Source organism: Streptomyces sp. NPDC049541 (assembly GCF_044465725.1).
GTDB lineage: Bacteria > Actinomycetota > Actinomycetes > Streptomycetales > Streptomycetaceae > Streptomyces.
The window spans coordinates 380,877-391,003 of sequence record NZ_JBITLY010000008.1 but is presented as its reverse complement, the minus strand read 5'-3'; the positions used below and the strand labels follow the sequence as shown (position 1 = coordinate 391,003).

The following is a 10,127-nucleotide window of genomic DNA, read 5'->3' as shown; positions in this document are numbered from 1 at the left end:
CGCCCGGTTACATTCCGAACCCGGAAGCTAAGCCTTACAGCGCCGATGGTACTGCAGGGGGGACCCTGTGGGAGAGTAGGACGCCGCCGAACAATCTTTGGAAGGACCCCTGGTCCCAGCGTTCAGCTGGGACCAGGGGTCCTTTCGTTTTTACAATGCTTGTGTACCGAAGACAGGAGTCACCGATGTCCACCAACTCTCCCGACGACCGACCGGAGCGCGACCAGCGGCGACGGGACAGTAGGGACCGCGGCGACCGTGGCGGTTACCGCGGTGGTTTCCGTCGGGACGACCGGCGCGATGACAACCGCGGTGGTTCCGACCGCGGTGGCTACGGCCGCCGCGACGACAACCGCGGTGGACACGGCCGGCGTGAGGACCGTCCTCGTGATGACCGCGGGGACCGCGGTGGCTTCCGCCGGGACGACAACCGGGGTGGCGGCTACGGCCGTCGGGACGACCGGCGCGAGGGTGACCGTGGGTCTCGTCCGGCGTTCCAGCGCGACGACCGTGACCGCGGGCCGCGTCGGGACGATCGGGACCGTGACCGCGGCTTCCGTCGCGACGACCGCGGAGACCGTGGGGACCGCCCCTCCTTCCGCCGTGACGACCGCGGAGGCGAGCGGCGCGACGACGACCGCGGTGGCTTCCGCCGGGACGACAACCGCGGCGGTGGGTACGGCCGTCGAGACGACCGCCGGACAGATGAGCGTGGTGACCGCGGCGACCGTGGCGGCTTCCGCAGGGATGATCGTCGGGACGACCGGCGTGACGACAACCGCGGTGGTGCCGACCGCGGTGGCTACGGCCGCCGCGACGACCGTGACCGTGGCTTCCGCGGCGATGACCGCGACCGCGGCTTCCGGCGTGACGACCGCGGGGACCGCGGAGACCGTCCGTCCTTCCGGCGTGACGAGCGGGGAGACCGCGGAGACCGTGGGGACCGTCCCTCCTTCCGCCGTGACGAGCGTGGAGACCGCGGAGACCGTGGGGACCGTCCCTCCTTCCGCCGTGACGAGCGTGGAGACCGCGGAGACCGTGGGGACCGCCCTTCGTTCCGCCGTGATGACCGTGGCGAGCGCGGCGAGCGTCCGCCCTTCCGGCGGGACGACCGGGGCGAGCGTCGGGAAGGCGACCGCGGTGGCTTCCGGCGGGACGACAGCCGGGGCGAGCGCGGTGGGTTCCGCGGCCGTGACGACCGTGGTGGACGCGGGGGCCCCCGTCGCGACGACCGTGGTGGCCGACCCGGCGGCTTCCGCGGGCGTGACGACCGACGCGGCGGTGGCGGCGGTCGGTTCCGTGACGAGCGGGACCGTGACCGCGATCGTGAGCCGATCAAGCGGCTGCCGATCCCGGAGGACGTCACCGGCGACGAGATCGACAAGGACGTACGGCAGGAGCTGCTGAGTCTTCCGAAGACCCTCGCGGATGATGTCGCCAGGAACCTGGTGATGGTCGCCCGGCTCATCGACGAGGATCCCGAGCGCGCCTACGCCTACTCCAAGATCGCGCTGCGGCTGGCGTCGCGCGTCGCCGCCGTACGCGAGGCCGGCGGGTTCGCCGCGTACGCGAACCAGAAGTACGCCGAGGCGCTTGCCGAGTTCCGGGCCGCGCGGCGGATGACCGGCAGCGCGGAGCTGTGGCCCGTCATGGCCGACTGCGAGCGCGGGCTCGGGCGGCCGGAGAAGGCCCTGGACATGGCCGGAGCGCCCGAGGTGCAGAAGCTCGACAAGGCCGGGCAGGTCGAGATGCGGCTCGTCGCGGCCGGCGCCCGGCGTGACATGGGGCAGCTCGACGCGGCCATCGTGACGCTGCAGAGCCCCGAGCTGGCCTCCAGCTCCGTGCAGCCGTGGACCGCGCGGCTGCGGTACGCCTATGCGGACGCGCTGCTCGCCGCCGGGCGCGAGGGTGAGGCGCGGGAGTGGTTCGCGAAGGCCGTCGAGGCCGACAAGGACGGCAGCACGGACGCCTCGGACCGGCTTGCCGAGCTGGACGGTGTGGAGTTCGTCGACGCCTTCGACGAGAGCGACGAAGCTGACGAGGGCGACGCCACGGAGTCCGAGACCGAGGCCGATGTCGAGGCCAAAGCCGAGGACGACAAGGACTGAGCTGTGAGGAAGGGCGGGACCGTGAGGTCCCGCCCTTTCGCATGTCGGGGGGCAGCGGGCCTCAGAGGTCGAGCGCGCGCAGCACCAGCCCCGACGCGGGCTTCGGGCCGAACGAGGTCGACTTACGGGGCATCGTCACGCCCTGGCGGGCCAGGTCGCGGACGACCTCCTCGCGGACCGGGTGCATCAGAACGGCCGTACCGCCGTCGCGTTCCGCCTTCTCGACCGTGGCGGCCGTGTCGTGGATGTAGGCGATACGGGCCGGGTCGTCCTCGGGGATGCGCCAGACATGGTCGAGGAGCGTGGCGTGCAGGACCGTGGCGTCCAGGGTGCGCCAGGCTGCGGGGCGGTCGGCGGGGATCGTCCGGGCCAGGAGTTCCGGGTCCGGGTGGTCGATCAGGTGGAAGGCGCCGTCGCCGGCGAGCAGGAAGGCGTTGCCGGCGCAGGCGGCGTCCGCGAGGGCGGTCAGAGCCTCCGGCAGGGGCACGGGCAGGTGCCGTATGCGGAACAGGCCGTCCAGGGCGGCGAGCGCGTCGGCGACCGGCAGGCCGTGCAGGAGGCGGTGGATGGCGCGCACCCGCAGCGGGTAGCGGGCCGTGTCGACCAGGAGGACGAGGCCGTAGTCCCAGGGGCTCGGCGAGGTGTGCTCGGTGCGCAGCCGGCGATAGGTCGCCCAGCGGTGGTGGCCGTCGGCGATCAGGGCCTGGTGCCGGGACAGCTCGGACTGGATGCGGGCGAGGTCGTCCGGGTCGGTGATCGACCACAGGCGGTGGCTGAAGCCGTCCTCCGTGGTGGTGGCCAGGAGGGGCGGGTGGCCGGCGACGCGTTCCACGACCTCGATCGCCGAGGACGTCGAGCCGTTGCCGCGGTAGGTCAGGAGCAGGGGTTCGAGGTTCGCGGAGGTGGCGCGCATCAGGGCCGCGCGGTCGGCGACCACGTGCGGCATGACGTCCTCGTGCGGCAGGACCACGCCCTCCGACGGGTCCGAGACGCGCAGGGCGCCGATGATGCCGCGCTGCAGCATTCCGTCGCCGTCGCGCTGCTCGTAGACGTACAGGCCGGGTTCGGCGTCGGTGGTCAGGATGCCCTCGGCGAGCCAGCGGCGCAGGGTGTCGGCGGCCTGTTCGTTGCGGGCTGTGGGGGTGGTGGCCTGCGGCAGGATCAGACGGACGATGTTGTGCGGGTCGGCGGACTGGAGGTGGTGCAGGCCGTCCGGGCGTACGACGACGTCGTACGGGGGGGACGTCACGGCGGCGAGGCTGCCGACCCGGTCGGGGTCGTAGCGAAGGCCTCGGAACGGGGTGAGTTCCAGGCCTCGGTGCGCCGTTGCTTCCGAGTGACCTGCTGTGTTCATCCCGGCATCGTACGTGTGTCAGTGGCGTGAGGGATGATCGGGGGAAAGGCCGTCGAACGAGGAGCGATGTGGAATGAGCCAGAGCGTCAGGACGAGGCCCGAGGGCAGTGGCCAGGCCCTGAGCGAGGCGTACGACACCGCGCTGCTCGACCTCGACGGTGTGGTGTACGCGGGGGGCAGTGCCATCGCGTACGCGGTCGAGTCGTTGGCCACGGCTCGGGCGGGCGGGATGCATCTCGCGTATGTCACCAACAACGCGCTGCGGACGCCGGGCACGGTGGCGGATCATCTGACCGAGCTGGGGATACCGACCGGGGCCGATGACGTCATCACCTCCGCGCAGGCGGTCGCGCGGCTGATCAGCGAGCAGGTGCCGGCCGGGGCGCGTGTGCTGGTCATCGGTGGGGAGGGGCTGCGGGTCGCGCTGCGGGAGCGGGGGCTCGCGCCGGTCGAGTCGGCGGAGGACGATCCGGCGGCGGTCGTGCAGGGGTACGGCGGGCCGGAGTTGCAGTGGGCGCGGTTCGCGGAGGCCTGCTACGCGATCGCGCGGGGGGTGCCCTGGTACGCATCCAACACCGACCTGACGATTCCCAGCGCGCGTGGGATCGCTCCGGGCAACGGCGCCGCGGTGGAGGTGGTGCGCATAGCGACCGGTGCCGAACCGCAGGTCGCGGGCAAGCCGTTGCCTCCCATGCACCGGGAGACGATCCTGCGGACGGGCGCCCGGCGGCCGTTGGTGGTCGGGGACCGGCTGGACACGGACATCGAGGGCGCGTTCAACGGGGAGGTCGACTCGCTGCTCGTGCTGACGGGTGTCACCGACGGCGCGCAACTGCTCGCCGCGCCGCCGCAGCACCGGCCGACGTATGTCGACGCGGATCTGCGCGGGCTGCTCACGGGACAGCCCGAGGTCGTCGAGGCGGACGGCGGCTTCCGGTGCGGGGGGTGGACGGCGACGGCGGGTGCGGACCGGCTCGAACTGGACGGTGACGGCGAGGCCTTGGACGGCCTGCGGTCCTTGTGCGCGGCGGCCTGGGCGGTGGCCGGCGAGGGTGTGTGCGAGCTGGATGCGGGGAAGGCGCTGGCGCGGCTGGAGTTGTGAGGCGAGGCACCGGGCGGGACGGGGGCTCTGAATCGCCTAGCCGTCGCGACGGGGGATCGGGGATCAATGCGAGGGTAGGCTAACCTAACTTGCGTGTTGGTTGACAGTCCTCCAGAGCAGCGCGCGCAGACCGCCCCCGCGCCCCCGACCCGCCGGGCGATACGGGCCTTCGGGCTCGTTGCATCCGTTGCCGTCCTGGTGCTCGTCGCGCTGGCGAGCATCGCCGTCGGGGCGAAAGAGCTGTCCCTGGAGCAGGTCTGGCACGGGCTGTTCCAGGACACGGGGACGTACGGCGACGTCGTGGTCGACGAGCGGCTGTCGCGAACCGTGCTCGGGCTGCTCGCCGGCGCGGCACTCGGTCTGTCCGGCGCGGTGCTGCAGGCGCTCACCCGCAATCCGCTGGCCGACCCCGGACTCCTCGGCATCAACGCGGGCGCGTCGGCCGCGGTCGTCACCGCCATGACGTACTTCGGCGTCACCAGCCTGAGCGGCTATGTCTGGTTCGCCTTTTTCGGGGCGGCTGCCGTGGGTGCGCTGGTCTGGTTCCTCGGTGGCAGCCGGGGTGCCACGCCGGTGCGGCTCGCGCTCGCCGGTACCGCCATCAGCGCCGCCCTGTACGGCTATCTGCAGGCCGTGATGATCACGAACGACGCGGCGCTGAACAAAATGCGCTTCTGGACGGTCGGTTCGCTTTCCTCGGCGACCAACTCGACCATTTTGCAGGTGCTGCCGTTCCTCGCGGTCGGCACGGTCCTCGCCCTCGCGCTCGCCCGGCCGCTCAACGCCGTGGCCATGGGCGACGACACGGCCAAGGCCCTCGGCGCCCATCTGAACCGCACCCGGGCGCTGTCCATGCTTGCCGCCGTCGTGCTGTGCGGCGCGGCGACCGCCGCCTGCGGGCCGATCGCGTTCGTGGGGCTGATGGTCCCGCATGTCGTACGGTCCTTCACCGGCCCCGACCTGCGCTGGATCCTGCCGTACGCCACGATCCTGTCGCCCGTGCTGCTGCTCGGTGCCGACGTCGTCGGACGGGTCGTCGCCCGTCCCTCGGAGCTTCAGGTCGGGATCATCACCGCGATCATCGGCGGGCCGGTCTTCATCTTTCTGGTACGACGACGGAGGACGGCGCAGCTGTGAAGAGCAACCGTGTGCTGAGGACGCCGGGCGGGCTGTCCGTACGCCTGGACGTCCGGGCCGCCACCGTCGTCGCCCTGCTGCTGCTCGCCGCGCTCGCCGCGAGCGTCCTGCTGATCGGCACCGGCGACTTCCCGATCTCGGCGGGCGACGTACTGAAGACGCTGGCCGGGGGTGGCAACGCCGGGCAGGAGTTCATCGTCAACGAGTTGCGGCTGCCGCGTGTCCTGGTCGGGCTGCTGGTAGGGGCCTCGCTGGGGCTCGGCGGTGCGCTGTTCCAGGCCGTCACCCGCAATCCGCTGGGCAGCCCGGACGTGCTCGGCCTCGGGCAGGGGGCGACGGCCGGGGCGCTCGTGATGATCGTGCTGTTCTCCGGGAGCGCGGCCCAGGTCACCCTGGGGGCGCTCGTGGGCGGTCTTGCGACCGGGCTCGCCATCTATCTGCTCGCCTGGAAGCGGGGCGTGCACGGCTATCGGCTGGTCCTGGTCGGTATCGGAGTGTCCGCGATCGTCACGGCGGTCAACAGCTATCTGCTCACGGTCTCCGACATCGTCGACGCCGCCCGCGCGGTCGTCTGGATGACCGGATCCCTCAGCGGCCGTGACTGGAACCAGGTCTGGCCGCTGCTCGGGCTGTGCGCGGTACTCGTACCGCTGGTCCTCGCCAATGCGCGCGGGCTGCGGATGATGGAGATGGGCGACGACGTCTCGAACGCCCTCGGGGTGCGGGTGGAGCGCGTTCGCGCCCTGCTGATGGTGGCCGCCGTGCTGCTCACCGCCACCGCCACGGCCGCCGCGGGCCCCGTCAGCTTCGTGGCGCTCACCGCGCCGCAGCTCGCCCGCCGGCTGACCCGCTCGCCCGGCCCCAACCTGCTGTCGTCCCTTTGCATGGGCGCCGCCCTGCTGGTCGGCGCCGACTGGATCTCGCAGCGGGCCTTCGGCGCCGACCAACTGCCCGTGGGCGTGGTCACCGGCGTCCTCGGCGGTGTCTATCTGCTGTGGCTGCTGGTCACCGAGCGCAGGGCCGGCCGGATATGAGCGAGCCCGCGCAGCCGGACCCGAGCGGCCAGAAGAACCCGTACACCCCAAGGAGCGCAGTGAACCGCTTGTCCGCCGAGAACGTCACCCTCGCCTACGACCAGCGGGTCATCGCCGAGCAGCTCTCGGTGGAGATCCCCGACAGCTCGTTCACCGTGATCGTCGGCCCGAACGCGTGCGGCAAGTCCACCCTGCTGCGCGCCCTGTCGCGGATGCTGAAGCCGAGCCAGGGGCGGGTGCTGCTGGACGGGCAGGTCATCCAGTCGATGCCGGCGAAGAAGGTCGCGCGGACGCTGGGCCTGCTGCCGCAGTCGTCGATCGCGCCCGACGGCATCACCGTCGCCGACCTCGTGGGCCGCGGCCGGTACCCGCACCAGGGCATCGTGCGCCAGTGGTCGGCCGAGGACGAGCGGGTCGTGCGGGAATCGATGGCGCAGACCGGGGTCGCCGGGCTCGCCGACCGCTATGTCGACGAATTGTCCGGCGGTCAGCGCCAGCGCGTCTGGATCGCCATGGCGCTCGCCCAGCAGACCCCGCTGCTGCTGCTCGACGAACCGACGACCTACCTGGACATCCAGCATCAGATCGACGTCCTCGACCTGTGTGCCGAGCTGCACGAGGAGCAGGGCCGCACGCTCGTCGCCGTCCTCCACGACCTCAACCACGCCGCCCGGTACGCCACCCATCTCATCGCCCTGCGCGACGGGCAGGTCGTCGCCGAGGGTGCGCCCGGTGACATCGTCACGGCCGAACTGGTCGAGGAGGTCTTCGGGCTGCGCTGCCAGGTCGTCGAGGACCCGGAGACGGGGACGCCGCTGGTGGTGCCCGCGGCGCGCAAGGCACGCGCGCGCGTGGTGGCTACAGAAGCTTCCTGAGCTGGAACAGGTCGCGCAGGCCCGCCTCCAGCTTGACCCGGCCCGAGCCCCAGGCCTTGGCGAAGTTCAGCTCGCCGTTGACCAGGGCCACCAGGTCGTCGCCCTTCATGGTCAGTCTGATCTCGGCCTTCTCCCGCGGCGGGCCCTGGATGGTGTCCTGCACCACGATCCGGCCGCCCGTCATCCGGCCGACGAACGTGATGTCGAGGTCGGTGATCCGGCAGCTCACCGAGCGGTCCAGGGACGCGGCCGTGCGGACGTCCCCCTCGGCGGTCTGCATGTTGTCCGAGAGCTTCTCGAGTGCGGCGCGGCACTCCTCGATCGTGGCCATCGCGATCGACGGTACCCCAGCGGTTCGGGGTAGCGTCTGGGCATGAGCGACTCTGTGCCCGACGCCACGGTGGGGGACGAAACGGTCGAAGTCGAACCCGAGCAGGAACCCGAGTACGACCCCGCCGCCCCCGCGCCGTTGAACGTGCCCCGCGCCCCGACCGGCAACGCCGATGTGGACGCGCAGCTGGAGCGCCTCGGTGACGCCGACCACCTCGCCACCGACGGCCACCTCGAGGTGTACGAGGATGTACACCGGGGGCTGCGCGACGCGCTGACCGCGCTCGACGCCCGCCCGGGACCTCCGGCGCCCTCGCCGTCGTATGACCAGAGGGCGCCCTCACCCTCGTATGGCACTAGGAGCTGAACCGAACGTGGCAGGAGTCGCACGCCGCCGTCTGGACGCGGAGCTGGTCCGCCGGAAGCTCGCGCGCTCGCGTGAGCATGCCAGCCAGCTGATCGCGGCCGGGCGGGTCACCGTCGGCAAGACCGTCGCGACCAAGCCCGCCACGCAGGTGGAGACCGCGGCGGCGATCGTCGTCACGGCCGACGACAGCGATCCCGAGTACGTCTCCCGGGGCGGCCACAAGCTCGCCGGAGCGCTCGAGGTGTTCGTGCCGCAGGGGCTGGTGGTGGAAGGGCGGCGGGCGCTGGACGCCGGCGCCTCGACCGGCGGGTTCACCGATGTGCTGCTGCGCTCGGGGGCCGCGCACGTCGTCGCCGTGGACGTCGGATACGGACAACTTGCCTGGACTCTTCAGAGCGATGAACGCGTCACCGTCAAGGACCGTACGAACGTACGCGAGTTGACGCTTGAAGAGATCGATGGTGAGCCTGTGGATCTTGTCGTGGGGGACCTGTCCTTCATCCCGCTCGGGCTGGTCCTGCCCGCCCTGGTGCGGTGCGTGAAACCGGACGCCGACCTGGTGATGATGGTGAAGCCGCAGTTCGAGGTGGGGAAGGAACGCCTGGGCAGTGGGGGAGTCGTACGGAGTGCGCAGCTGCGGGCGGAGGCCGTGCGGGGTGTGGCCCACAGGGCGTGGGAACTCGGGCTCGGGGTGAAGGGTGTCACCGCCAGTCCGTTGCCCGGACCTTCCGGGAATGTCGAGTACTTTCTGTGGCTGCGGAACGGGGCACCCGAACTGGACCCGGCCGACGTTGACCGTGCAGTGGCGGAGGGGCCGCGTTGACCCAGAACCGAGCTCGTACTGTTTTCCTGCTGGCCCACACCGGGCGGCCCGCGGCCATTCGCAGCGCCGAACTGGTGGTCAAGGGGCTGCTGCGCGAGGGCATCGGCGTCCGCGTCCTGGAGTACGAGGCCGCCGATCTGCCGCTGCCCGAGGAGGTGCAGCTGGTCAAGGAGGCGACTCCGCAGTGCCTGGACGGGTGCGAGCTCCTGATCGTGCTCGGCGGTGACGGGACGCTGCTGCGCGGCGCCGAGTTCGCCCGGGCGTCCGGGGTGCCGATGCTCGGCGTCAACCTCGGGCGGGTCGGCTTCCTCGCGGAGGCCGAGCGGGACGATCTCGACAAGGTCGTCGACCGGGTGGTGACGAAGGCGTACGAGGTCGAGGAGCGGATGACCGTCGATGTCGTCGTTCACCAGAACGGGAACATCGTCCACACGGACTGGGCGCTGAACGAGGCGGCGGTGCAGAAGGCCGGCGCCGAGAAGCTGCTCGAAGTCGTGCTGGAGATCGACGGCCGGCCGGTCACCGGGTTCGGCTGCGACGGCATTGTGCTGTCCACTCCGACGGGGTCGACCGCCTACGCGTTCTCGGCGGGCGGGCCTGTGGTGTGGCCCGAGGTCGAGGCGCTGTTGATGGTGCCGATCAGTGCGCATGCGCTGTTCGCCAAGCCGTTGGTCACGTCACCGGATTCCGTGCTGGCCGTCGAGGTGCTGCCTCATATTCCGCCGGGGGTCTTGTGGTGTGACGGGCGGCGGACGGTGGAGTTGCCGCCGGGGGCGCGGGTCGAGGTGCGGCGGGGGGCTGTGCCGGTGCGGCTGGCCCGGCTGCACCATGCGTCGTTCACGGATCGGCTGGTGGCCAAGTTCGCGTTGCCGGTTTCCGGGTGGCGCGGGGCGCCTCACTGAAAGCCGTGCACTCGCCTGGGTGACAATGTGCCGTCGATGGGCATTCGTCACCTGCGCCTTCACACAACCGGGACGGGGGCCGTCGCACTTCCCGG

11 protein-coding genes and 1 rRNA gene are annotated in these 10,127 nt (G+C 71.6%); 10 read left to right on the top strand and 2 right to left on the bottom strand.

All coding sequences use genetic code 11. The annotated features are described in order from the left end of the window. From rrf to ACIBW9_RS29980, 3 genes are all read left to right on the top strand, one after another. Positions 1-92: ribosomal RNA gene (rrf, locus tag ACIBW9_RS29990) — 5S ribosomal RNA — on the top strand; the annotation flags it as partial. A 208-nt stretch (positions 93-300) separates the two neighbouring features. Next, positions 301-1,407 carry a hypothetical protein gene (locus tag ACIBW9_RS29985; protein ID WP_398960168.1) on the top strand — a complete coding sequence of 369 codons (1,107 nt, stop codon included), beginning with the start codon at positions 301-303 and terminating at the stop codon, positions 1,405-1,407. Then, positions 1,344-2,108, top strand: coding sequence for a hypothetical protein (locus ACIBW9_RS29980; RefSeq protein WP_398960167.1), 765 nt, complete (start codon positions 1,344-1,346; stop codon positions 2,106-2,108). Before ACIBW9_RS29985 ends, ACIBW9_RS29980 begins: the two co-directional genes overlap by 64 nt. Positions 2,109-2,169: 61 nt before the next feature. Here the strand turns inward: ACIBW9_RS29980 and ACIBW9_RS29975 are convergent, their stop codons facing one another. Further along, on the bottom strand, positions 2,170-3,462 hold the full coding sequence (locus ACIBW9_RS29975; RefSeq protein WP_398960157.1) for a DUF1015 domain-containing protein: 1,293 nt from the start codon (positions 3,460-3,462) through the stop codon (positions 2,170-2,172). A gap of 73 nt (positions 3,463-3,535) precedes the next feature. On the opposite strand from ACIBW9_RS29975, the gene ACIBW9_RS29970 reads away from it, so the two are divergent. The 4 genes from ACIBW9_RS29970 to ACIBW9_RS29955 all read left to right on the top strand — a co-directional run bounded on the left by ACIBW9_RS29970 (position 3,536) and on the right by ACIBW9_RS29955 (position 7,610). Beyond that, positions 3,536-4,564 carry an HAD hydrolase-like protein gene (locus ACIBW9_RS29970; RefSeq protein ID WP_398960156.1) on the top strand — a complete coding sequence of 343 codons (1,029 nt, stop codon included), beginning with the start codon at positions 3,536-3,538 and terminating at the stop codon, positions 4,562-4,564. 93 nt (positions 4,565-4,657) lie between these two features. Then, a complete protein-coding gene (locus ACIBW9_RS29965; protein ID WP_398960155.1) occupies positions 4,658-5,701 on the top strand; it encodes a FecCD family ABC transporter permease in 1,044 nt (347 codons plus the stop codon). After that, positions 5,698-6,735, top strand: a complete 1,038-nt coding sequence (locus ACIBW9_RS29960) for a FecCD family ABC transporter permease (protein ID WP_398960154.1) — start codon at positions 5,698-5,700, stop codon at positions 6,733-6,735. The genes ACIBW9_RS29965 and ACIBW9_RS29960 overlap by 4 nt, the downstream gene beginning before the upstream one ends. 59 nt (positions 6,736-6,794) lie before the next feature. Continuing rightward, complete coding sequence (locus ACIBW9_RS29955) at positions 6,795-7,610, top strand: ABC transporter ATP-binding protein (RefSeq protein ID WP_398960153.1); 816 nt, start codon at positions 6,795-6,797, stop codon at positions 7,608-7,610. On the opposite strand, the gene ACIBW9_RS29950 is transcribed toward ACIBW9_RS29955, so the two are convergent. Then, positions 7,594-7,941, bottom strand: a complete 348-nt coding sequence (locus tag ACIBW9_RS29950; RefSeq protein ID WP_398960152.1) for an SCP2 sterol-binding domain-containing protein — start codon at positions 7,939-7,941, stop codon at positions 7,594-7,596. The genes ACIBW9_RS29955 and ACIBW9_RS29950 overlap by 17 nt on opposite strands. Before the next feature lie 42 nt (positions 7,942-7,983). On the opposite strand from ACIBW9_RS29950, the gene ACIBW9_RS29945 reads away from it, so the two are divergent. Genes ACIBW9_RS29945 through ACIBW9_RS29935 form a run of 3 tightly spaced genes read left to right on the top strand, consistent with a single transcriptional unit; the run spans position 7,984 to position 10,032 of the window. Continuing rightward, on the top strand, positions 7,984-8,307 hold the full coding sequence (locus ACIBW9_RS29945; protein WP_398960151.1) for a hypothetical protein: 324 nt from the start codon (positions 7,984-7,986) through the stop codon (positions 8,305-8,307). Positions 8,308-8,314: 7 nt separating this feature from the next. After that, positions 8,315-9,130 (top strand): TlyA family RNA methyltransferase, encoded by an 816-nt coding sequence (locus ACIBW9_RS29940; RefSeq protein ID WP_398960150.1) that lies wholly within the window; start codon positions 8,315-8,317, stop codon positions 9,128-9,130. After that, on the top strand, positions 9,127-10,032 hold the full coding sequence (locus tag ACIBW9_RS29935; RefSeq protein ID WP_099927840.1) for an NAD kinase: 906 nt from the start codon (positions 9,127-9,129) through the stop codon (positions 10,030-10,032). Before ACIBW9_RS29940 ends, ACIBW9_RS29935 begins: the two co-directional genes overlap by 4 nt. Positions 10,033-10,127 lie beyond the last annotated feature (95 nt).

What these genes read in the sequence shown, in the direction of transcription:
- ACIBW9_RS29985 (WP_398960168.1), top strand. Translation starts at nt 301, where the DNA reads ATGACAACCGCGGTGGTTCCGACCGCGGTGGCTACGGCCGCCGCGACG.
- ACIBW9_RS29975 (WP_398960157.1), bottom strand. Translation starts at nt 3,462, where the DNA reads ATGAACACAGCAGGTCACTCGGAAGCAACGGCGCACCGAGGCCTGGAA.
- ACIBW9_RS29970 (WP_398960156.1), top strand. Translation starts at nt 3,536, where the DNA reads ATGAGCCAGAGCGTCAGGACGAGGCCCGAGGGCAGTGGCCAGGCCCTG.
- ACIBW9_RS29950 (WP_398960152.1), bottom strand. Translation starts at nt 7,941, where the DNA reads ATGGCCACGATCGAGGAGTGCCGCGCCGCACTCGAGAAGCTCTCGGAC.
- ACIBW9_RS29945 (WP_398960151.1), top strand. Translation starts at nt 7,984, where the DNA reads ATGAGCGACTCTGTGCCCGACGCCACGGTGGGGGACGAAACGGTCGAA.